Here is a 19,945-nt window from a genome sequence, read left to right on the forward strand (position 1 = left end):
TAACGCACGCAGTCCGTCACCGTTCGTCGCGAATTGACGGGAACGGAAGCGGGACTTCCGGCTCCGGACGGTACGGGTGGGCCTGGCGGGGCGGTCTCAGACCAGCCGGACGGGCTTCTCCGGCCGCACGCCGGTACGGGCCAGCCAGAGCCTCAGCGGATCGGGATCGCCGTCCTCGACGAGCGTCAGCACGCAGCCGCTCAGCTCCGACTGGCGCTCTTCGCCCAGGAAGAGGGCGGGGCCGTCCAGCCAGTCGAGCCCGGGACGGGCCCCCGCGGTGTCCACCGCGGCGCAGCACACCATGGCCGTCACGTGATCGGCGAGCAGCTCGCGCCCGGTGCGGGGCGGCTGCAGCGGGAACAGGGGGAGCGCGTCGGAGCCGTAGACGGCGTGCGGGGAGCCGGGCGCGCCGGGCAGCGCCACCGGCGCGGGCTCCGGCCGGCCGGCCTCCTCCCGCGCCACCGCGGCGGTCAGGGCCGCGGCGAGGGCCTCGGAGGGGCTCTCCGCGGCGGTCGGCGCCGTCGAGAGGTGGGTCAGGACGCGCGCCAGCGTCGGGCCGTCCACGCGGCCGTCCATCGAGTCCTCCGGGTCCGGGGACGCCTCCAGGACGCCCAGCCGGTCCAGTACGGCGAACAGGCGGGCCGCGTCCGCACGCCACTTCCGGTCCACGACCTCGTCCGGGTACTGCTGCCAGTCCACCGGCGACCAGTCCGGGCCCGGCTCCGCGGGGCCGCCGTGGAAGAGCCGCGCGGCCAGCAGCGAGGCCGCCTCGTCGACGGTGCCGGGCTCCTCCAGGAGGTCGCAGGCCGGGCGCTCGCCGAGCCGGGACGTGAAGCCCTCCGCCAGCCGGTCGCGGCGGGACAGCTCGGTCAGCGCCGAGACCACGCCCGCGTCCAGCCGCGAGGGCCAGCGGCCCATCCGCCATGCCGGCAGCGCGACCCGGGTCAGCAGCCGGTCCCAGCCCGCGTACGCGAGCCCGACCTGCTCCTGGGCGACGATCCGCACCCCGTAGTCGACGGCCTGGGCGCGCTCGGACGAGGCGGCGGCGACGCCCCGCTCCATCTCGGCGGCATGTCCGCGGCAGCTGCGCAGCAGCACCCGGGCGACCGCGCCGACCCCGCGGGCCCCGAGGCGGCGGACCGGGTCGAGCCCGGGGCGGCGGGGCGCGGCCACCGCCGCGTCCAGGCCCTGCACGAAACGCCGGGCCGCGGCTATGTCGGGCTGCGCGGACGGACCCGTACCGGCGACGACCGGCGCGAGCACCGCGCGCAGCTCGCCGACCCGCATCCACCAGAGGAACGGCGAGCCGATGACCAGCACCGGGGCGTCGGGCGCCCGGCGCAGCGCGTTCGGCCGGGGGCCGTGCGCCGGATGCGTACGGTCCTCCAGCCAGCTGTCGCAGTCCGGCGTCAGGGCTATCGCGGAGGGCGCGGGGACGCCGAGCCGGTCGGCCAGGTCCTGCACCATCCGGTACAGATCGGGGGCGGCGGGCTCGGCGAGCTCGACCGTCGGCGTGACGGCGGGCCGGGCCCGCGCGATCACCAGCGCGACGACGCCGGCCGCGAGGAGGACGAGGACCGCGACGGCGGTCACCGTCCAGCGGACCGCGTCCCAGCCGGCGCCGGTCAGATGGCCGGCGGGGCCGGCGGCGAGCAGGACGACCGCGGCGGCCGCGGGCAGCAGCGCCAGGGCCGTGGCCCACGAGCGGACGCGGAGGACGGCGAGGGCCCGCAGACGCGCGGCGCGCGCGCCCCGCTCCTCCGCAGCGGCGGAACCGGAACCGGTACCGGACATGGCCCTACCTCACCCCCCTCGTGCCCTCGTCGGGACTGCCTGTGGCGGTGTAGCTCACTCCCCCACTGTGGCACCCGCCACCGACATCGCAATGTCGGTGGGCCAAGTGCCGGACCGCCTTCGCGGCACCCTAGTAAGGGTGCACGCATGCGTCATCCGGATGGCTCAGCCGTCACTCGATGGAATGGCTTTGGGCAAAGGTGATGACGGTGGGGCGGAAGGGAAGGACACTTCCCTCCCGCCCCCGGGGGTCACTCCCCGGCGGCCTTGCGGGCGATGTCCGTCCGGTGCTGCGCACCGTCAAGCCGGATACGGCCGACCGCCGCGTACGCCCGCTCACGGGCCTGCGCCAGGTCCGAACCGGTAGCGGTGACCGACAGGACGCGGCCGCCGGCGCTCAGCACCCGGTCGCCGTCCCGCTTCGTGCCCGCGTGCAGCACGTACGCGTGCGGCGCGTCCTGCTCCGCGACCTCGGCCAGGCCCGCGATCGGGTCGCCGGTGCGCGGCGTCCCGGGGTAGTTGTGCGAGGCGACGACGACGGTGACCGCCGCGTCGTCGCTCCAGCTCAGCGGGGGCTGGTCCGCCAGCGTGCCCTCGGCGGCGCGCAGCAGGACGCCCGCGAGCGGGGTCTTCAGCCGGGCCAGCACGACCTGGGTCTCCGGGTCGCCGAAGCGCGCGTTGAACTCGATCACCCGCACACCGCGGCTGGTGATCGCCAGCCCCGCGTACAGCAGGCCGGCGAACGGCGTGCCGCGGCGGCGCAGTTCGTCGACGGTCGGCTGGAGCACGGACTCCATGACCTCGTCGACCAGCTTCGGGTCGGCCCAGGGCAGCGGCGAGTACGCACCCATGCCCCCGGTGTTGGGGCCCTCGTCGCCGTCCAGCGCGCGCTTGAAGTCCTGCGCGGGCTGCAGCGGCAGCACGGTCGTGCCGTCGGTGATCGCGAAGAGGGAGACCTCGGGGCCGTCCAGGTACTCCTCGATGACCACCCGGTCGCAGGCGAGCGCGTGCGCGCGGGCCTGGGCCAGGTCGTCGGTCACGACGACGCCCTTGCCGGCCGCCAGACCGTCGTCCTTCACGACGTACGGGGCGCCGAACGCGTCCAGCGCCTCGTCGACCTCCTCGGCCGTGGTGCACACGTACGAGCGGGCCGTCGGGACGTTCGCGCCGGCCATCACGTCCTTGGCGAAGGCCTTGGAGCCCTCCAGCTGCGCCGCCTCCTTCGAGGGGCCGAAGCAGGGGATGCCGGCCGCGCGCACGGCGTCGGCGACGCCCGCGACGAGCGGGGCCTCCGGGCCGACGACGACCAGGCCGGCGTCGAGCTGCCTGGCCAGCGCGGCGACGGCGTCGCCGTCCAGCTGGTCGACGGGGTGCACCTCGGCGACCTCCGCGATTCCGGCGTTGCCGGGCGCGCAGTGCAGAGCGGTGACGTCGGGATCGAGGGAGAGGGAGCGGCACAGGGCGTGTTCGCGGGCGCCGCCGCCGATGACGAGGACCTTCACGCCAGCCAGGGTAGCCCGCGGGGCGGAGTGCCCCTTGTGCGGGCCACCGAGCGAGACGGCCCTATTCGTTGGTGTATTCCTCCACAACGGTGGCGCCGAGCTCCCGCACGATCAGTTCGTGCCCGGAGAGCGCCGACTCGACGAGGTCCGGGTCGTCCTCCTCGGGGGTGTCGTCCTCGGGCGCGACCGGCGGCGGCGCCTGCACGGGCGCGGGGGCCTGCGTCCGCGCCGGCGCGGGCGCCTGGGCCTGCGGCGCGGCCGGGGGCGGCTGCGGGGCCCGGACCGGCGGGGCCTGCTGGTGGCTCGGGGCGACGGGGGCCGGGGGCGGCGGGGCGGGGCGGCCGCCGCCGAAGCCCGTGGCGGCCGGGGGCGGGGCGGAGCCGCCCGACGGGTCGACGATCGCCTCGATCTTCCAGTGCACGCCGAACTGGTCGGCGAGGGCCTGGCGCAGGACGTCCTCGCTGCCGCTGCTCGCGAAGTTGTCGCGGGCGCCGGCGTTGAGGAAGCCGAGCTGGAGGGTGGTGCCGTCGAAGCCGGCGACCTGCGCGTTCTGCGAGAGCAGGATCCACGTGAAACGGCGGCGGTTCTTGACGGCGTCGAGGATCGACGGCCACATGTTCCGCACCTGCGCGGCACCCTGCGCCATGTCGCCGGAGGGCTGGGCGGGGGCGGTGGCGGTGGGGGACTGGGCCTGGGGCTGCTGGGGCGGTTGCTGCGTGGCCGGGGTGGGCGCGGGCGCGGATGCGCCGCTGCCGGGGGCGGCGGCCCCGGGCCAGGCGCCGGGCGCGGCACCGCTGCCGGGCGCGGCGGCGCCGGGCCACGCGCCGGGGCGGGCGGCCGGCGCGGGAGCGGGCGGGGCCTGGGGGGCGGGCGGCTGGGGCTGAGCGGCCTGCGGCTGCGGGGCGGGCGGCTGGGGGGCCTGGGGGGCGGGCGGGGCCTGCGGCGGCGGGGCCATCGGCGTATGCGCGTCGGGCCCCGGCACGTACCCCGTCGCGGGGGCGGGCGGGGCGGGCGTGACGACGGGTACGGGGGCGGGCGCGGCCGCGACGCCGCGCTCCAGCCGGTCGAGCCGGGCCAGCAGCGCCCGCTCGTCGTCGAACGCGGCGGGCAGCAGCACCCGCGCGCAGATCAGCTCCAGCTGCAGGCGCGGCGAGGTGGCGCCGCGCATCTCGGTGAGCCCGGCGTTGACCAGGTCGGCGGCGCGGCTCAGCTCGGCGGCCCCGAACACCGACGCCTGCGCCTGCATCCGCTCGACCACGTCGGCGGGCGCGTCGATCAGGCCCTTCTCGGCGGCGTCGGGCACGGCGGCGAGGATCACCAGATCGCGCAGCCGCTCGAGGAGATCGGCGACGAACCGCCGCGGATCGTTCCCGCCCTCGACGACACGGTCGACGACCTCGAAGGCCGCGGCCCCGTCCCCCGCCGCGAAGGCGTCGACGACGGAGTCGAGCAGCGACCCGTCGGTGTACCCGAGCAGGGACGTGGCCATGGCATACGTCACACCGTCCGCGGCGGCGCCGGCGAGCAGCTGGTCCATGACGGACATCGAGTCACGCACGGAGCCGGCGCCGGCCCGTACGACGAGCGGCAGCACGCCGTCCTCGACGGGGATACCCTCGCGTCCGCAGACCTCGGCGAGGTACTCCCGCAGCGTCCCGGGCGGCACGAGCCGGAAGGGATAGTGATGCGTCCGCGACCGGATGGTCCCGATGACCTTCTCGGGCTCGGTCGTGGCGAAGATGAACTTGAGGTGCTCCGGCGGCTCCTCGACCACCTTCAGCAGGGCGTTGAAGCCCGCCGAGGTGACCATGTGCGCCTCGTCGATGATGTAGATCTTGTACCGGCTGGAGGCGGGCCCGAAGAAGGCCTTCTCCCGCAGGTCACGGGCGTCGTCCACGCCACCGTGGGAGGCGGCGTCGATCTCGATGACGTCGATGGACCCCGGCCCGTTCCGCGCGAGGTCCCGACAGGACTGGCACTCGCCGCACGGAGTGGGCGTCGGCCCCTGCTCGCAGTTCAGGCACCGGGCGAGGATCCGGGCACTGGTCGTCTTGCCGCAGCCGCGGGGCCCGCTGAACAGGTACGCGTGATTGACCCGGTTGTTCCGCAGGGCCTGCTGCAACGGGTCGGTGACATGCTCCTGCCCGATGACCTCGGCGAAGGACTCGGGGCGGTAGCGGCGGTACAGCGCGAGAGACGACACGTATACGAGGTTATAGGCGCACACCGACAACCCGTGCCGGAGAACGCAAGCGCCCCCCACGCACCCGCCAGAGCCGACCTACCCTTGCTGCCTTCCGGCCCTGGGGGAGTTCAGTCAGATAGCGCCACGTGAGGGGCTCCGCCCAGAGTACCCGATCCGACCCCCTCCCCCACCACCCCCACCCACCTCGGCGAACCCCCGAAACATCGAGTTCGCGAGCACCCCCCTCGGTCATGTAATGTTCCCGGCGGAGGATTCGCCTAGAGGCCTAGGGCGCACGCTTGGAAAGCGTGTTGGGGGCAACCCCTCACGAGTTCGAATCTCGTATCCTCCGCCAGTGCCTCACCGGGCACTTTGTCGAAGGGCCCCACCGTTCGCGGTGGGGCCCTTCGGCGTTCCCGGGTGCGCCGGTGCGGCCTGTGATGCGTGTCATGCGGTGGGACCGGTGCGGTGTCCGGGAGTGCTGCCCCGAGCCGGCGGACGAGCGGGACCTGCTGGAGCTCGCCCTCTGCGCCCTGCCGAAGAAGAGCGCCCGCGAACTGCGCGCCCTCGTGCACGCCCTCGACGCGCGCATCGTCCGCCGCCCCGACGCCCACCCGTACGGCGACCCGCCCGCCCACTGGTGGCGCGGTGCCTTCTGACCGTCACACCGGGCAGGGGCGGTACTCGAGGCTCAGTTCGCGGTCGACGGCGTAGCTGGTGCGCATGCTCGCGTCGATGACCTGCTGCCAGGTCCCGTACTTGGCGTGGAGCTGGTCCGCCGTGGGGCCGAGGGGGTTGCCGTACTTGGCCATGTTGCGGGCCTCGAGGATGCGGACCTCCTCCGGGGTCATCCCGGCGCGGGTGATCGCCTTGGCCTGGTTGCGCATGTCGACCAGCTCCCGGGCGATCTCCTCGTCCGTCGCGCCGGCCTCGCGCATCGCGGCCTCGGTGCGGTGCATGTCCTCCAGGAGGTCGTGGTACCGCATCCGCGTGCGCTGGGCCTCGACCTTCTCGTCCATCGGCATCACCCGGATCCGGCACACCACCGGATCGGAGCTGGGGCACGGGTCGTCGGCGGGGACCGGGTCGGCGAGCGGGGCCGTGATGACGGAACCGCAGTCCGCCACCGCGGCCACCGACGTCCCGCCGGTGCTCAGCAGCGCGACCGCGGCCACGAACGGGAGCAGGACACGGCGCGGCAGGGAAGAGGAAAGACGCATGCGCGCCACCCTCCCCACCGCACCGCCCCCGTTCACGCAGCCACACCGACGATCACCCCGACGGAGCGCCCCGCTCGCCGCACCGGCTCAACGGCCGTCCCCTCAACAGGCGCTGCCCCAGGAGTGGGAGGAGGCTCGGTCGTTCCAGCCGGCGGGCATGGACTCCCAGTAGGCGCCGTTGGGGAGGCAGACGAAGGAGCCGCGGCGGTCGATGTTCTCGTAGAAGAGGACGTCCTCGTAGGCGCCCGAGTAGCCGCTGTTGCGGGCCGAGGAGACCTTGTCGTTCATGTCGCCGCAGCCGGTGTTGAAGCGGTAGTCGCTGTCGTCGCCGCTCCAGCGGCAGGTCGCGCCGCCCGCGCCGGTGTGCTCCCAGACGTGGACGTAGCCGTCCGCGAGGGCCCGGGCGGGGGCGGTCGCCTGGGACGGCGGGGTGGTCGTCAGGGTGGCCAGCAGGGACAGCGCGGCCGCCGCCAGGGCCTTCTTCGGGGTGATGCGCATCGTGGGGGGTTCCTTTCTGTCGCCCCGGAGCCTTGTGCTCACGGGCGTCCGGTGAGGACCTCGCGGGCCCTCGGCAGTGCGGCGCGTTCGAGGCGCGCCTTCGTGGCGAGCGGGCCGGCGTGGGCGCGGCGGGCCTCCGCGCCGTACCGCGCGTCCAGTGCCCGCGCCGTGGCCGCCAGGCCGGAGGCCGCCGCGCACTCCGCCTCGGCCACCGCCAGGGCCCGTTCGCCGGCCGGGGTGCGGACGCCCGGGAGCGCCGCGCGCAGGGCGTCCGGGCTCGCGTGCGGGTGGCCGCGCCGCGCCATGCACGCCGCCCAGGCCCGTACCGCCTTCCGGTACGCCGGGTGCGCGCGGACCCGCGGCACGTACAGCGGCGTCAGGTTCGCCGCCGTCAGCCGGGCCTCGAACCACGCCGGCAGGTCGCCGTACAGCCGCCGCTGCGCCCACGCCGTACAGCCCTCGTCGCTGGCCGCCACCATCCCGCCGCCCGGCATCCGGGCCCGCAGGCCCACCGGGCGCGGGCCGTTGAGGGCCGCCAGCGCGGCCCGCTGCCGCGCGGGGGACAGGCGGCGGAACCAGCGCTCGTTCGGGTCGGCCGCCTTCGCCGCCGCGATCCGGCGCTCCTGGTCGCGGCCGAAGCCGTGCGCCCGCGCCCAGGCGACGTCGTCCACGACGTACGGGAAGCGGCGCGGCGGGTCCGGCGGGAGCCGCACTACGTAGCGGAAGCCCCGCGCGGCCAGGCAGCGGGCGATCAGCGTCTGCTCCGCGCGGGTCAGAAGCTGCCGCTCCGCCGCCCGGGACGAAGGATCGCCGGTGACGGGTGGGGGTGAGGGGAGTGGGGGTGCCCCCGGCGCGCACGCCGTCAGGGACACCGCGCACGCCGTCAGGGACATGAGGAGGAGTACCGCCAGGGCCGACCGTCGCACGCGGCCAGGCTGCCCGGGCGCCCTCGGCGGAACGCGCTCCGACGCAGGTGAAACGTTGTCTCCTCGCCCGGAAGAGTGGTGCTCGGGCCGCTCTGGCGATCAGAATCGGTCATGATCGACGGGGCGGGCGAAAAGCCGTGCGGAAAAGTTCCGGCTTCCATGTCGAGGACGTCCGCGCGGCTCCGACCTCGGGGTGAGAGCGCGCACCGCCGGTGCGCCCGAAGGGGAGGACACCCGAGATGAAGTACGTCGCGATGATCTACGGCAACCAGGCCAAGTGGGACGCCTTCCCCGCCGACGCCTGGCCCGAGGCGATCGCCCGGCAGGACGCCTTCAACCGCAAGTACCGGGAGAGCGGCGAGCTGCTCGGCGCGTACGGGCTCGCCGACGCGGCCAACGCGCAGCTGGTCCGGCGCACCGGCGACGGCGCCCCGGCCGTGACCGACGGGCCGTACCTGGAGACCAAGGAGTACCTGGCCAGCTTCTACCTGCTCGACTGCGACAGCCTGGAGCGGGCGCAGGAGATCGCCGCGGACATGCCGTTCGCCGACGTCGAGCCGGTCGAGCTGTGGCCGGTGCTGCACGAGGCCGCGGCGGACGTGTGAGCACCGTGCCGCCCCGCGTCGAGGACCTGCTGCGCGAGCTGGCGCCGCAGGTCCTCGGCGTGCTCGTCCGCCGGTACGCGAGCTTCGACGAGGCCGAGGACGCGGTGCAGGAGGCCCTGCTCGCCGCCGCCCTGCAGTGGCCGAAGGCCGGCGTCCCCGACAACCCGCGCGCCTGGCTGGTCACCGTCGCCGCCCGCCGGCTCGTCGACCAGGTGCGCAGCGACGCCGCGCGGCGCCGGCGCGAGGACGGGCTCGCCCTCGCCACCCCGCAGTCGGCGCTGCTCGCCCGCCCCGCCGACGAGCGGCCCGAGTCCGACCGGGACGACTCGCTGGCCCTGCTGTTCCTCTGCTGTCACCCCGACCTGTCGCCGTCCAGCCGGATCGCGCTCACCCTGCGCGCCGTCGGCGGTCTGACGACCGCGCAGATCGCGGCGGCGTTCCTGGTCCCCGAGGCGACGATGGCGCAGCGCATCAGCCGCGCCAAGCAGACGATCAGGAACGCCTCGTTCGCCCTGCCCGAGGCCGGCGCGGAGCGGGCCGAACGGCTCGGCGAGGTGCGGCATGTGCTGTATCTGGTGTTCAACGAGGGGTACACGGCGTCCGGCGGCGCCGACCTCACCGCGCCCGAACTGTCCGCCGAGGCGATCCGGCTCGCCCGGCTGCTGCACCGCCTCGTCCCCGACGACGCCGAGACCGCCGGGCTGCTCGCCCTCATGCTGCTCACCGACGCCCGCCGCCCCGCCCGCACCGGGCCGCACGGCGAGCTCGTGCCGCTCGCGGAACAGGACCGGGGGCGCTGGGACGCCGCGCTGATCGCCGAGGGGGTCGAGCTGATCAGCCGGACGCTGCCGCGCGGGCAGGTCGGCCCGTACCAGGTGCAGGCCGCCATCGCCGCCGTCCACGACGAGGCGGCGGACGCGGACGCCACGGACTGGCCGCAGATCCTCGCCCTGTACGAACTCCTGGAGCGCTTCGGGCCGAACCCGATGGTCACCCTCAACCGTGCCGTCGCCGTCGCGATGGTCCACGGGCCGGCCGCCGGGCTCGAACTGCTGGCCACGCTGGAGGGCGACAAGCGGATGGCCCGGCACCACCGGCTGCTCGCCACCCGCGCCCACCTGCTGGAGCTGCGCGGGGAGACCGGGCCGGCGGCGGAGGCGTACCGCGAGGCCGCCCGGCGCACGACCAGCGCACCGGAGCGGCGCCATCTGACGGAGCGGGCGCGGAGGGTGGAGGGGGCGGAGGGGTGAGGCCGGGCGGAGGGGTGAGGCCCACGGGGCCCCGCCTCACGCCGCGACGGTTTCGCGGGAGGGCTTCGTGTACGTCGTCGGCTCCGCCGTCGTGCGCCGCTCCACCCGGGCCCGCAGCGCCAGCAGACCGGCCGCCGTCAGCACGCCCCCGGCGAGGGCGGACCACCACAGGACCGCCGGGCCCAGCGAGGTGTACACGGTCACGCCCAGCGTCAGCGCGGCGAAGCGCGCCACGCCCCAGGTCCAGCTGAACGCCCCCTGGTACCGGCCCCGCGCGTCCGCCGGGGCGAGGTCCGCCACGATCGCGGCGCCGATGCCGGAGACGACGACCTCGCCCAGCGACCAGACGACCACCGAGAACGCGTACCCGGCGATGCTGTCCGCGAGGCCGGTCAGCGCCACGCCCGCCGCGATCAGCACCCCGCCCGCAGCCTGGACCCTCAGCTGCGGCAGCCGGGCGAGGCGGGCGGTGACGAACGGCTGGAGGGCGACGATCAGGATCGCGTTGATCGCGGCCATCGTGCCGTACACGGCCGGGGACAGACCGCTGTCGTGGACGGCGAGCGGCAGCGCGACCTCGGTCAGCGAGTAGACGAAGAGCTGGACGCCGAGCAGCGGGAGGAGGAGCAGGAGCAGCCGGTCGCGGAGAACCACGCCGTACCCGACACCGGACCCGGCGGCGGTCGCCGCCTCCTCCTTCGCCTCGGGGCGCGTCTCCTCCAGGCGGCCGGCCACGATCACCGCGTACAGGAGCATCGACGCGGCGTCGACGGCGAAGAGCAGCCAGTACCCGTGCGCCGCGAGGAACCCGCCGAGGACGCCCGCGACCGCGGTGCCGATGTTGATGCCCCAGCCGAACAGGGCGTACGCGTGCCGGCGCCGCGCCGGCTCCACCGCGTCCGCCATCAGGGCGTACGCGGCGGGCGAGACCATCATGCCGGTGGCGCTCAGGAGCAGCGCCGCGGCGGCCATCGTCCACACGCCCGGGGCGACGTACAGCGCGCCGACCGCGGCCGACGAGCCGACCAGCCCGGCCAGCATGGTCGGGCGGCGGCCGATGCGGTCGGCGAGCAGGCCGCCCGCGGCCGGGCCGACGAGGTTGCCGGCGCCGAGCGCGCCGAGCACGTAGCCGACGTCGGAGCCGGTGACGCCCCGCTCGGCGAGGAAGAACACCAGGAACGGCGTGACCATGAAGCCGAGGCGGTTGACGACCGTGCCGGCGAAGACGGTCCAGACGGTGCGCGGCAGTCCGCGGAAGGAGGTGACCATGCCGTGCAGCGTGCTCCCCGATGCCCGGCGTGCTCCAATGATTAAGCTGTGACCGAATCCATTGGGGATGGACGGGACGGCAGGCGGACAAGGAAGGCCCGGCATGGAATCCGAACTCAGTTTCTCCGCCGCCGATCTGGCGCAGACCCGCTTCGCGGTCTCCCCCATGTGGGAGGTCGTCACCAGCTACCGCACGCTGCGCTCCGAGGCCGACCCCGGGCCGCACCGGCGCTGGGCCGCGCAGGTACGGCCCCGGCTCGTCGAGGCCGGGCTCGACCGCGGGTGGCTGGCGGCGCTCATCCCGGCGGAGGGGTTCATCGCGGACTTCCTCAACCCCACGCCCGGCTCGCCCTTCCCGACCCTCGACACCGAACTCGACGCGATCGCGCGGAGCACCACGCCCGCGCAGCTCGGCCACGACCTCGACCTGCTGGCCGCCGCGCGGCCGGACGGGCGGCTCGCGCCCCGGCTGCGGGTGCTGCGCGAGGCCCCGGAGGCGGGCCTGGAGAAAATCGTCGCGGAGATCCGCGCGTACTGGGAGCTGGCGCTGGCCCCGTACTGGGCGCGGCTGCGCGACCTCCTGGAGGCGGACATCTTCCACCGCGCCCGGCAGGTCGCCGAGCACGGGTCGGCGCATGTGCTCAACGAGCTGCACGAGACGGTGCGTTGGGACTCGGGCGGCCTGCGGCTGGTGCGCCGGCACTGCTCGCTGAGCCGGGACGAGACGGGGGCCGGGCTGCTGCTGGTGCCGTCCGCCTTCACCTGGCCCCGGGTGCACACCCGCTCCGTACCGCCCGAGCCGCCCCAACTGGCCTACCCGGCACGGGGGATCGGGACGCTGTGGGAGCCGCGGGCCACGGGGGCGGTGGACGCGGTGGCGGCGGTGCTCGGCAAGTCGCGGACCCTGCTCCTGACGGAGCTGGACACCCCGGCCTCCACCACCCAACTCGCCCGCCACTCCGGCCTGTCGGCCGCCGGGGTCTCCCAGCACCTCACCGCCCTGCGGGACGCCGGCCTGGTCACCGCCCACCGGGCGGGCCGCTCGGTTCTGTACGCGCGGACGGCGGTGGCGGACGCGCTGCTGACGGCGGGGGCGGCGTAGGGGCGACGGGGGCGGTGCAGGGGCGACGGGGGGCACGAACGGGGGAAGCAGGGTGGGAAGGGAGCCGGGGCTGGCCGAGCCCCTCGCCGAGTCCTTCGTCGAGTCCTTCGTCGAGCACGGCTTCGTACGCCTGGAAGCGGCCTTCCCAAGGGAGTTGGCGCGGGAGTGCCGTGCCCTGCTCTGGGCGGACGCGGGCTGCGCGCCGGACGACCCGCGCACTTGGACGCGCCCGCTGATACGCCTCCCCTCCCGCACCGACGCGCCGTTCCGGCGAGCCGCCGGCACGCCCGCGCTGCACGCGGCCTTCGACCGGCTGGTCGGGCCGGGGCGCTGGGTCCCGCGGCAGGGGCTCGGCACGTTTCCGCTGCGCTTCCCGCACGCGGACGACCCCGGGGACACCGGCTGGCACGTCGAGGGCGGCTTCCGGCCGCCGGGCTCGGTCTGGCCGTGGGTCGACGTGCGCTCGCGCGGCCGGGCGCTGCTGATGTTCTTCCTGTTCTCGGACGTCGGTCCGGACGACGCGCCGACCCTGCTGCGCCCCGGCTCGCACCGCGACGTGGCGGCCCTGCTGGCGCCCCAGGGCCCGGAGGGGATGAGCACGGTGTCGCTGCGGCGGGCGTGGGACCGGCGGGACGACGGCCGGCGGCCGGTCGTGGCGGCGACGGGGCGGGCGGGCGACGTGTACCTGTGCCACCCGTTCCTGGTCCACTCCGCGCAACGCCACCGCGGCCGCACCCCGCGCTTCCTGGCGCAGCCGTGCCTGGCCCCGCGCGGGCCGCTGGAAGAGGGCCGCCCGGTGGCGGAGGCGATCCGGCGGGCGGTGCCCTGAGAACCGGGCGGTGCCCTGAAGAGCCTGGTCCTCCCGGGTGGAATCGGCCCCGGGCGCGCCCCCTGGCGGGCCCGCCGCCGCGCACTACCCCCGGGTACGGCGTCCCCTGGAAGGAGCAGGAAACCGAACCGTTCCAGGGAGCGTTGTCGTGAAGTACATGGTGATGGTGCTGGGCTCGCAGGCGGACTACGAGGCGATGCGGGGCGAGGGCTCCCCCGGCGCACCGGCGTGGACCGAGGACGACGTCCGCAAGATGATCACGTTCATGGACAAGCTCAACGGCGAACTGACCGCGAACGGCGAGATGCTGGACGGCCAGGGCCTCACCGAGCCGGCCCGCACCCGCTTCGTCACGCGCGACCCGTACGGCGGCGCCCCGGTCGTCCAGGACGATCCGTACGACCACGACCGGGAGCTGCTGGCCGGCTACTGGATCCTCGAGTGCGACTCCCTGGACCGCGTCACCGAGATCGCCGCCCGCATCACCGAATGCCCGGTCCCGCCCGGCACCAAGGACTACCCGGTCGTCGTCCGCCAGCTCGACGAGGTCGGCCCCCAGACCTGAGGTCGTGCTCAGTGGGCGTGGGGGACGCCCGTGGTGTGGGGTTTGCCTCGGGGGACGAGGGTGAGGGAGAGGAGGGCGGTGGCGGCGGCGGTCGCGGCCAGGGCGGTGAAGGCGGTGCGGTAGCCGGAGAGGGTGCCCGTGGCCGTGAGGCTCGTGGCGGCGAGGGTGGAGACGACGGCGACGCCGATCGAACCGCCCACCTCGTGGAAGGTGTTGACGATGCCCGAGGCGAGGCCCGCCTCGTGGGGGTCGATCATGCCGAGGGCCGTGGTCGTGGCGGTGACGAACACCGCGCCGAGGCCGGACGCGGCGACGGAGAGGGCCGGCAGGATCGTGGTCCACGGGTCGGAGGCCGCCGTCAGGAACGGGAGCGGGGCGCAGCCGAGCGCGGCGATCGCGAGGCCGCCGGCCGCACAGGCCCTGCTGCCCACGCGGCCCACGAGGCGGGCGCCCAGGTGCGCGCCGGCGGCCGTGGTGACGGCGACCGGCAGGAACACCAGGCCGGTGCGCAGTGCGTCGAAGCCGTACAGGTGCTGGAGCTGCACGGAGCCGAGGAAGAAGAACGAGATCAGCAGAGCCGTCGCGACCAGCATCAGCACCGCGCCCGCGACCACCGGCCTCCGGGCGAACATCCGCAGGTCCATCAGCGGGGCGCGGCTCGCCCGTTCGACGGCGGCGAAGAGTCCGTACAGGACGAGCGAGCCGAGCAGCGGCAGCAGGGCCGGCGCGGAGGTCCAGCCCGTGTCGCCGGCCCGGACCAGGCCGTACACCAGCGCGCCGGTCGCCGCGGTGACCAGGAGCGCGCCGGGCACGTCCAGGCCCCGCGGCGGCCGCGCGGCGCGGGCCGGCACGACGGCGGGGAGCGCGGCCAGCAGGGCGAGGCCGACGGGCACGTTCACGTAGAAGACCCACGCCCAGCCGGGCCCCGCCGTGAGCGCGCCGCCCAGCAGCACGCCGGCCGCGGAGCCGCTGCCGCCGAGGGCGGCCCAGACGCCGAGCGCCTTGGCGCGTTCGGCGCCGTGGAACGTGGTCGTGACCAGCGAGAGCGCCGCCGGCGAGAGCAGCGCGGCGCCGACGCCCTGCGCGATCCGGCCGGCCAGCAGCGTCGCCGCGTCGGGGGCGAGGCCGCAGGCCAGGGACGCGGCGGTGAAGAGGGCGAGGCCGGCGAGCAGGGTGCGGCGGGCGCCGAGGCCGTCCGCGAGCCGGCCGCCGAGCAGCATCAGGCCGCCGAAGCAGAGGGTGTACGCGGTGACCACCCAGGTCAGCGCGGAGCGAGCGAGGCCCAGGTCGGCGGCGATGCTCGGCAGCGCGACGTTCACCACCGTCACGTCCAGGATCAGCATGAACTGCGCCGTGCAGATCAGCGCGAGGCCGGTCCAGCGGCGGGGGTCGGGGGGTGATGGGGCGGCGTCCGCGTGACCGTGCCCGGAAGCGTCGTGGGCGTGGTGGGCGTCGTGGGCGTGGTCGCCGGGGTGGGGCGCGTGGGCGTGCGCCGGTTCCGTACTCATACCTGAACTGTACTGTTCAGTTCAGTTGTACTCAAGAGTTCAGTTGGCTCGGTAGGATCCGGTGCCATGAGCCGCGCCGACCAGCCGCCCGCCGGCCCCGCCCCCGCCGACCAGCCGCCCGCCGGCCCCGCCCCCGCCAAACCGGCCCCCACCGGCCCCCGCGCCGCCCGCAAGCGGCAGGACATCGTGCGGGCCGCCCGTACGCTCTTCCTCCGCGAGGGCTTCGGCGTCGGCATGGACGCGATCGCCGCGGCGGCCGGCGTCTCGAAGGTGACCGTCTACAACCACTTCGGGAGCAAGGAAGCGCTGTTCACGGCCGTGGTCTCGGGCGCGCTCGACGAGCCGCTGGCCGAGGGCGCGGACGCGGCGGCCGACCTCGCCGGGCTCGCCGACGCGGACGACCTGCGCACCGCGTTCACCGCCGCCGGACGCGCCTGGGTCCGCGCCGTCCGGACGAACGACGAGGTCCGCGCCCTGCGCACGCTGGTCGCCGCCGAGCTGCACCGCTTCCCGGAGCTCGGCCGCGCCTGGCAGGGACACGGACCCGCCGGCCACCACCCGGCCGTCGCCGACGCGCTGCGCGCGCTCGCCGACCGGGGCCGGCTGGAGATCCCCGACCTGGAGGTCGCGGTGCTCCAGCTGTACTCGCTGCTGGTCTTCCCGCAGCTGGTCTTCGAGCAGTACGGCACGGAGCTGGACGAGGACCTCGGCGACCGGCTCGTCGTCGACGGCGTGGAGATGTTCCTCCGCCGGTACGAGACCCGGCAGCAGCCCGCGAACCGCCGCTGACGGCACGACAAGGGCCGGGACCCCGTCGTACGGAGTCCCGGCCCTGAAGCCGAGCGTTCGAGCAGCGCGAGGCGGCCGTCAGTCGGTCGCGATGCCCTGCAGCCGCTTCGCGATCTTCGTCAGGCGCTCGCCCTGGTAGCGGGCGGCCTGCAGCACGTTCTCCTCGGGCGCGCCGTTGGCGCCCGGGTGCGCGGTGCCGTACGGGTTGCCGCCGGCCGCGTACACCGACGGGTCGGTGAAGCCGGGGGAGACGATGACCGAGCCCCAGTGGTGGAAGGTGTTGTAGAGCGCGAGCAGCGTGGACTCGTTGCCGCCGTGCACGTTGTGGGCGCTGGTGAAGGCGGTCGCCGGCTTGTCCGCGAAGACGCCGCGCTGCCACAGGCCGCCGGTGGTGTCGATGTACTGCTTCAGCTGCGCGGCGATGTTGCCGTACCGGGTCGGGGAGCCGAGCGCGTAGGCGTCGGCCCACTCCAGGTCCTCCAGCGTGGCGACCTCGATCGAGTCGCTGGTGGCGTCCACGTGGGCGCGCCAGGCGGGGTTCCCGTCGATGGCCGCGTCGGGAGCCAGCTCGGGGACGCGCCGGAGACGGACCTCGGCGCCGGACTTCTCGGCGCCCTCGGCGACGGCCTGGGCCAGCTGGTGGACGTTCCCCGTGGCCGAGTAGTAGACGACTGCAACCTTGACGGACATGTTCAGGCCCTCCACAGACCGCCCACAGACCGCTTCCGCGGACTTGAGCGAACTCAAACGGATCGGTTTCCGCTTCTTCCGGTCCCGAGCTTAAGCGGATAGTGTTCCAGTTCGCAAGGGCGTCCCCCGAGGGAACCGGATAGCGCTCCGATATGCTCGGAAGACGGACAGGGCGAGGGGGATTCCAGGGAAGGACCCGGCGAAAGGCGGCGCGGCATGAGCACGAACGAACCCCAGGCGATCCCGCTGCTGCCCGCCGCGGACCGCCCCGCCGCCGAGCGGGCGGACGCCGCCCGCAACCGCCGCAAGATCCTCGACGCGGCCGCCCGCATCGTCGCCGAGCAGGGCCCCGAGGCCGTGACCATGAACGCCGTCGCCCACGCGAGCTGTATCGGCGTCGGCACGGTGTACCGGCGGTTCGGCGACGTGTCGTCCCTGCTGTGGGCGCTGCTCGACGAGCGCGAGCGGCAGTTCCAGGAGGCGTACATGGCCGGCCCGCCGCCGCTGGGGCCGGGCGCACCGCCGGAGGAGCGGCTGCACGCGTTCCTCGACGCGCTGGTCGACCGGGTCATCGAACAGCGGGAGATCCTGCTCGCGGCGCAGGCGGCCGCGCCGAGCGCCCGGTACACCTCGGGGGCGTACCTGGCGATGCACGCGCATCTGACGATGCTGCTCGCCCGGGTCCGGCCCGAGGCGAACGGCGCGCTGCTCGCGCACCTGCTGCTCGCGCCGTTCTCGCCGAGCCTGATGCACCACCTGTCGGCGGAGCGCGGCCTCACGGCGCAGGACCTGAAGGCCGGCATGACGGAGCTGCTGAAGCTCGGCGTGTAGACGGCCACGCGCGTGACCCGCGGGACCTGGCCCGGGACCCGCGGGACCCGAGGCCGATGGGCCCCGTCCACCCCTCAGACACCATCTGGACCGCGTCCCCGGCCCTGCCCCAAGATCGCGCCATGACGACGAGCGGCGCGCCGAAGACCTTCCTGATCCTGCACGGCTTCCAGAACCACCGCCCCGAGGGCCACTGGCAGCACTGGCTCGCCGGTGAGCTGCGCGCCCGCGGGCACGAGGTGCGGTACCCGCAGCTGCCCGAGCCCGACGCGCCGGTCCTCGGCGACTGGCTGACGGCCCTGGAGGAACTCGGCCGCCGCCCGGACCACGCCGCCCGCCCCGAGCGCGGCGAGTTCGTGGTGCTGGCGCACAGCCTGTCCGTTCTCCTCTGGCTCCGGGCCGGCGAGCGCCGCCCGAACGCCGACCGGGTGCTCCTCGTGGCCCCGCCCTCGCCCCCGGTGACCGCCGGCATCCCGGAGATCGCCGCCTTCGCCGCGGGCCTCGACCTGGGGGACGTCCGCCTCAAGGCGCCCACCCGGCTGGTGTACGGCGACGGCGACCCGTACTGCCCCGAGGGCGCGGACGTCCACTACGGCACGCCCCTGGGCATGGACGTCGACCGGGTCCCCGGCGGCGGCCACCTCACCCCGGACTCCGGCTACGGCCCCTGGCCGTCGCTCCTGTCGTGGTGCGAAAACCCGCTGACCCGCCTGACCGGCAACCGGTAGCGTCGGCCGGATGAGCGCGGAGACCTCACCGTACGACCACGGCCTGCTCGACGTCGGGGACGGCAACCGGATCCACTGGTCCGCCTGGGGGAACCCGGACGGCAGACCCGCGCTCGTCGTGCACGGCGGGCCGGGGTCCGGCTCGTCCCCGACGGCCCCGCGCGCGTTCGACCCGACCTGCTACCGCGTCGTGACGTTCGACCAGCGCGGCTGCGGGCGCTCCCTCCCGCACGCGAGCGACCCCTCCACCGACCTGACGGCGAACACCACCGCGCACCTGATCGCCGACATGGAACGGCTGCGCGAGCACCTCGGCGTCGAGCGGTGGCTGCTGTACGGCGGCTCCTGGGGCTCCACCCTGATCCTGGCCTACGCCCAGGCGCACCCGTCCCGGGTCTCCGCGATCGTGATTCCCGCCGTGACGACCACCCGGCGCTCGGAGATCGCCTGGCTGTACGAGGGCGTGGGGCGGTTCTTCCCCGAGGCGCACGCCCGCTTCCGCGCCGCCGTGGGCGCGGCGGACGACGCCACCGCCGCCGAGCTCGTCACCGCCTACGCGGCCCGGATGGACGACCCGGACCCCGCCGTCCGGGAGCGGGCCGCCGCCGACTGGTGCGCCTGGGAGGACGCCGTCCTGTCCGGGGAGGGGCAGGGCACCCCGTACTCCGACCGGGTCGACGCCGCCCGCCTCGGCTTCGTCCGCATCTGCGCGCACTACTTCGCGCACGGGGCGTGGCTTCAGGAGGGGGTGCTGCTGCGCGAGGCGCACCGCCTCGCCGGCATCCCGGGGGTGCTGATCCACGGCCGGATGGACATGGGGAGCCCTCCCCACACCGCCTGGGAGCTGGCCCGCGCCTGGCCGGACGCCGAACTGCACCTCGTCGAGTCCGCGGGACACCTCGGGGGCGACGAGACCCGCGCGCTGGTCACCGCCGCGCTCGCCCGTTTCGCGTCCCACGACGGCCGTCCGGGCCCCGCGCCCGCTTCGCGTCCGGGGACGGGCGGCGGGATCATCGAAGCATGAGTACTGAGATCCATCTCGCCCAGCAGCCCGAGGCCGACGCGCTCCTCGGGCGGTCCTCGCTCGCGGCGCTGGTGGGCATGCTGCTCGACCAGCAGGTGCCCATGGAGTGGGCGTTCGCCGGCCCGTACACGATCACCCAGCGGCTCGGTACGGACGATCTGGACGCCGCGCAGATCGCCGCGTACGACCCGGAGGCGTTCGCCGCGCTGCTGTCCGAGAAGCCCGCCGTGCACCGGTACCCGGGCTCCATGGCCAAACGGATCCAGCAGCTGTGCCAGTTCCTCGTGGACGAGTACGACGGGGACGCGTCGGCCGTCTGGGCGGACGCGCAGACCGGCGCGGAGCTGCTCGGCCGGCTGAAGGCGCTGCCCGGTTTCGGCACGCAGAAGGCACAGATCTTCCTCGCGCTGCTGGGCAAGCGGTACGGGGTGCGGCCGGCCGGCTGGCGGGAGGCGGCGGGGGCGTACGGGGAGGCGAACTCCTACCGCTCGGCCGCGGACATCACCGGTCCGGAGTCCCTGGCCAAGGTGCGGGAGTACAAGCAGGAGGCGAAGCGAGCGGCAAAAGCCGCAAAAGCTTCGGGGAATTGACAATTCCGTTTGGCAATTCTGCTAAATGCCGAATGAATTG

Annotated in this window: 20 protein-coding genes, 1 tRNA gene and 1 other RNA gene; 12 read left to right on the plus strand and 10 right to left on the minus strand. The window is 75.1% G+C overall.

Going from position 1 to position 19,945, the window contains the following annotated elements; all coding sequences use genetic code 11:
- Positions 1 to 96: 96 nt before the first annotated feature.
- The 4 genes from ACNJ93_RS15080 to ffs all read right to left on the minus strand — a co-directional run bounded on the left by ACNJ93_RS15080 (position 97) and on the right by ffs (position 5,640).
- Positions 97 to 1,794, minus strand: a complete 1,698-nt coding sequence (locus ACNJ93_RS15080) for a hypothetical protein (RefSeq protein WP_418957923.1) — start codon at positions 1,792 to 1,794, stop codon at positions 97 to 99.
- A 251-nt stretch (positions 1,795 to 2,045) separates the two neighbouring features.
- Complete coding sequence (gene purD / locus ACNJ93_RS15085) at positions 2,046 to 3,296, minus strand: phosphoribosylamine--glycine ligase (protein WP_418957924.1); 1,251 nt, start codon at positions 3,294 to 3,296, stop codon at positions 2,046 to 2,048.
- A 61-nt stretch (positions 3,297 to 3,357) separates the two neighbouring features.
- Positions 3,358 to 5,499: a DNA polymerase III subunit gamma and tau gene (locus tag ACNJ93_RS15090; protein ID WP_418957925.1), complete on the minus strand. Its 2,142-nt coding sequence runs from the start codon at positions 5,497 to 5,499 to the stop codon at positions 3,358 to 3,360.
- 42 nt (positions 5,500 to 5,541) lie between these two features.
- An RNA gene (gene ffs, locus ACNJ93_RS15095) (signal recognition particle sRNA small type) lies at positions 5,542 to 5,640 on the minus strand.
- Positions 5,641 to 5,748: 108 nt separating this feature from the next.
- Here ffs and ACNJ93_RS15100 point away from each other — a divergent pair.
- Both ACNJ93_RS15100 and ACNJ93_RS15105 read left to right on the plus strand, forming a co-directional pair.
- Positions 5,749 to 5,836: transfer RNA gene (locus ACNJ93_RS15100), tRNA-Ser, on the plus strand.
- A 94-nt stretch (positions 5,837 to 5,930) separates the two neighbouring features.
- Positions 5,931 to 6,140 (plus strand): hypothetical protein, encoded by a 210-nt coding sequence (locus ACNJ93_RS15105; RefSeq protein ID WP_418957926.1) that lies wholly within the window; start codon positions 5,931 to 5,933, stop codon positions 6,138 to 6,140.
- A 3-nt stretch (positions 6,141 to 6,143) separates the two neighbouring features.
- Here ACNJ93_RS15105 and ACNJ93_RS15110 read toward each other — a convergent pair whose 3' ends face one another.
- The 3 genes from ACNJ93_RS15110 to ACNJ93_RS15120 all read right to left on the minus strand — a co-directional run bounded on the left by ACNJ93_RS15110 (position 6,144) and on the right by ACNJ93_RS15120 (position 8,125).
- Positions 6,144 to 6,701: a hypothetical protein gene (locus ACNJ93_RS15110; protein ID WP_418957927.1), complete on the minus strand. Its 558-nt coding sequence runs from the start codon at positions 6,699 to 6,701 to the stop codon at positions 6,144 to 6,146.
- A gap of 102 nt (positions 6,702 to 6,803) precedes the next feature.
- Complete coding sequence (locus ACNJ93_RS15115; protein ID WP_418957928.1) at positions 6,804 to 7,199, minus strand: peptidase inhibitor family I36 protein; 396 nt, start codon at positions 7,197 to 7,199, stop codon at positions 6,804 to 6,806.
- A 38-nt stretch (positions 7,200 to 7,237) separates the two neighbouring features.
- Positions 7,238 to 8,125, minus strand: a complete 888-nt coding sequence (locus ACNJ93_RS15120) for a hypothetical protein (protein WP_418957929.1) — start codon at positions 8,123 to 8,125, stop codon at positions 7,238 to 7,240.
- 239 nt (positions 8,126 to 8,364) lie between these two features.
- Between ACNJ93_RS15120 and ACNJ93_RS15125 the strand changes: the two genes are divergently transcribed.
- A complete protein-coding gene (locus ACNJ93_RS15125) occupies positions 8,365 to 8,730 on the plus strand; it encodes a YciI family protein (RefSeq protein ID WP_418957930.1) in 366 nt (121 codons plus the stop codon).
- 5 nt (positions 8,731 to 8,735) lie between these two features.
- Entirely contained in the window at positions 8,736 to 9,980 is a 1,245-nt protein-coding gene (locus ACNJ93_RS15130; RefSeq protein ID WP_418961414.1) for an RNA polymerase sigma factor, read from the plus strand.
- A gap of 36 nt (positions 9,981 to 10,016) precedes the next feature.
- On the opposite strand, the gene ACNJ93_RS15135 is transcribed toward ACNJ93_RS15130, so the two are convergent.
- Positions 10,017 to 11,249, minus strand: a complete 1,233-nt coding sequence (locus ACNJ93_RS15135) for an MFS transporter (RefSeq protein ID WP_418957931.1) — start codon at positions 11,247 to 11,249, stop codon at positions 10,017 to 10,019.
- Positions 11,250 to 11,352: 103 nt separating this feature from the next.
- On the opposite strand from ACNJ93_RS15135, the gene ACNJ93_RS15140 reads away from it, so the two are divergent.
- The 3 genes from ACNJ93_RS15140 to ACNJ93_RS15150 all read left to right on the plus strand — a co-directional run bounded on the left by ACNJ93_RS15140 (position 11,353) and on the right by ACNJ93_RS15150 (position 13,745).
- Positions 11,353 to 12,351, plus strand: coding sequence for a DUF5937 family protein (locus tag ACNJ93_RS15140; protein ID WP_418957932.1), 999 nt, complete (start codon positions 11,353 to 11,355; stop codon positions 12,349 to 12,351).
- Positions 12,352 to 12,403: 52 nt separating this feature from the next.
- Positions 12,404 to 13,180: a phytanoyl-CoA dioxygenase family protein gene (locus ACNJ93_RS15145; protein ID WP_418957933.1), complete on the plus strand. Its 777-nt coding sequence runs from the start codon at positions 12,404 to 12,406 to the stop codon at positions 13,178 to 13,180.
- A gap of 148 nt (positions 13,181 to 13,328) precedes the next feature.
- Complete coding sequence (locus ACNJ93_RS15150) at positions 13,329 to 13,745, plus strand: YciI family protein (protein WP_418957934.1); 417 nt, start codon at positions 13,329 to 13,331, stop codon at positions 13,743 to 13,745.
- An 8-nt stretch (positions 13,746 to 13,753) separates the two neighbouring features.
- On the opposite strand, the gene ACNJ93_RS15155 is transcribed toward ACNJ93_RS15150, so the two are convergent.
- Positions 13,754 to 15,253 carry an MFS transporter gene (locus tag ACNJ93_RS15155; protein ID WP_418957935.1) on the minus strand — a complete coding sequence of 500 codons (1,500 nt, stop codon included), beginning with the start codon at positions 15,251 to 15,253 and terminating at the stop codon, positions 13,754 to 13,756.
- Positions 15,254 to 15,319: 66 nt separating this feature from the next.
- On the opposite strand from ACNJ93_RS15155, the gene ACNJ93_RS15160 reads away from it, so the two are divergent.
- Positions 15,320 to 16,042: a TetR/AcrR family transcriptional regulator gene (locus tag ACNJ93_RS15160; RefSeq protein WP_418957936.1), complete on the plus strand. Its 723-nt coding sequence runs from the start codon at positions 15,320 to 15,322 to the stop codon at positions 16,040 to 16,042.
- A 78-nt stretch (positions 16,043 to 16,120) separates the two neighbouring features.
- Here ACNJ93_RS15160 and wrbA read toward each other — a convergent pair whose 3' ends face one another.
- Positions 16,121 to 16,732, minus strand: coding sequence for an NAD(P)H:quinone oxidoreductase (gene wrbA / locus ACNJ93_RS15165; RefSeq protein ID WP_418957937.1), 612 nt, complete (start codon positions 16,730 to 16,732; stop codon positions 16,121 to 16,123).
- Between the two features lie 216 nt (positions 16,733 to 16,948).
- On the opposite strand from wrbA, the gene ACNJ93_RS15170 reads away from it, so the two are divergent.
- From ACNJ93_RS15170 to ACNJ93_RS15185, 4 genes are all read left to right on the plus strand, one after another.
- Positions 16,949 to 17,563, plus strand: a complete 615-nt coding sequence (locus ACNJ93_RS15170; protein ID WP_418957938.1) for a TetR/AcrR family transcriptional regulator — start codon at positions 16,949 to 16,951, stop codon at positions 17,561 to 17,563.
- A 122-nt stretch (positions 17,564 to 17,685) separates the two neighbouring features.
- Positions 17,686 to 18,291, plus strand: a complete 606-nt coding sequence (locus ACNJ93_RS15175) for an RBBP9/YdeN family alpha/beta hydrolase (protein ID WP_418957939.1) — start codon at positions 17,686 to 17,688, stop codon at positions 18,289 to 18,291.
- A 10-nt stretch (positions 18,292 to 18,301) separates the two neighbouring features.
- Complete coding sequence (pip, locus tag ACNJ93_RS15180) at positions 18,302 to 19,315, plus strand: prolyl aminopeptidase (protein WP_418957940.1); 1,014 nt, start codon at positions 18,302 to 18,304, stop codon at positions 19,313 to 19,315.
- A complete protein-coding gene (locus tag ACNJ93_RS15185; protein ID WP_418957941.1) occupies positions 19,312 to 19,905 on the plus strand; it encodes an HhH-GPD-type base excision DNA repair protein in 594 nt (197 codons plus the stop codon). The genes pip and ACNJ93_RS15185 overlap by 4 nt, the downstream gene beginning before the upstream one ends.
- Positions 19,906 to 19,945 lie beyond the last annotated feature (40 nt).

It is taken from the genome of Streptomyces tritici (assembly GCF_048500665.1).
Classification (GTDB): Bacteria; Actinomycetota; Actinomycetes; order Streptomycetales; family Streptomycetaceae; genus Streptomyces; species Streptomyces tritici.

Excerpts from the sequence above, each read along its gene's own strand:
- ACNJ93_RS15080 (WP_418957923.1), bottom strand. The coding sequence starts at position 1,794 with ATGTCCGGTACCGGTTCCGGTTCCGCCGCTGCGGAGGAGCGGGGCGCG.
- pip (WP_418957940.1), top strand. The coding sequence starts at position 18,302 with ATGAGCGCGGAGACCTCACCGTACGACCACGGCCTGCTCGACGTCGGG.
- ACNJ93_RS15105 (WP_418957926.1), top strand. The coding sequence starts at position 5,931 with ATGCGGTGGGACCGGTGCGGTGTCCGGGAGTGCTGCCCCGAGCCGGCG.
- ACNJ93_RS15135 (WP_418957931.1), bottom strand. The coding sequence starts at position 11,249 with ATGGTCACCTCCTTCCGCGGACTGCCGCGCACCGTCTGGACCGTCTTC.
- ACNJ93_RS15170 (WP_418957938.1), top strand. The coding sequence starts at position 16,949 with ATGAGCACGAACGAACCCCAGGCGATCCCGCTGCTGCCCGCCGCGGAC.
- ACNJ93_RS15175 (WP_418957939.1), top strand. The coding sequence starts at position 17,686 with ATGACGACGAGCGGCGCGCCGAAGACCTTCCTGATCCTGCACGGCTTC.
- ACNJ93_RS15140 (WP_418957932.1), top strand. The coding sequence starts at position 11,353 with ATGGAATCCGAACTCAGTTTCTCCGCCGCCGATCTGGCGCAGACCCGC.
- ACNJ93_RS15115 (WP_418957928.1), bottom strand. The coding sequence starts at position 7,199 with ATGCGCATCACCCCGAAGAAGGCCCTGGCGGCGGCCGCGCTGTCCCTG.
- ACNJ93_RS15160 (WP_418957936.1), top strand. The coding sequence starts at position 15,320 with ATGAGCCGCGCCGACCAGCCGCCCGCCGGCCCCGCCCCCGCCGACCAG.
- ACNJ93_RS15125 (WP_418957930.1), top strand. The coding sequence starts at position 8,365 with ATGAAGTACGTCGCGATGATCTACGGCAACCAGGCCAAGTGGGACGCC.
- wrbA (WP_418957937.1), bottom strand. The coding sequence starts at position 16,732 with ATGTCCGTCAAGGTTGCAGTCGTCTACTACTCGGCCACGGGGAACGTC.
- ACNJ93_RS15185 (WP_418957941.1), top strand. The coding sequence starts at position 19,312 with ATGAGTACTGAGATCCATCTCGCCCAGCAGCCCGAGGCCGACGCGCTC.
- ACNJ93_RS15110 (WP_418957927.1), bottom strand. The coding sequence starts at position 6,701 with ATGCGTCTTTCCTCTTCCCTGCCGCGCCGTGTCCTGCTCCCGTTCGTG.
- ACNJ93_RS15155 (WP_418957935.1), bottom strand. The coding sequence starts at position 15,253 with ATGAGTACGGAACCGGCGCACGCCCACGCGCCCCACCCCGGCGACCAC.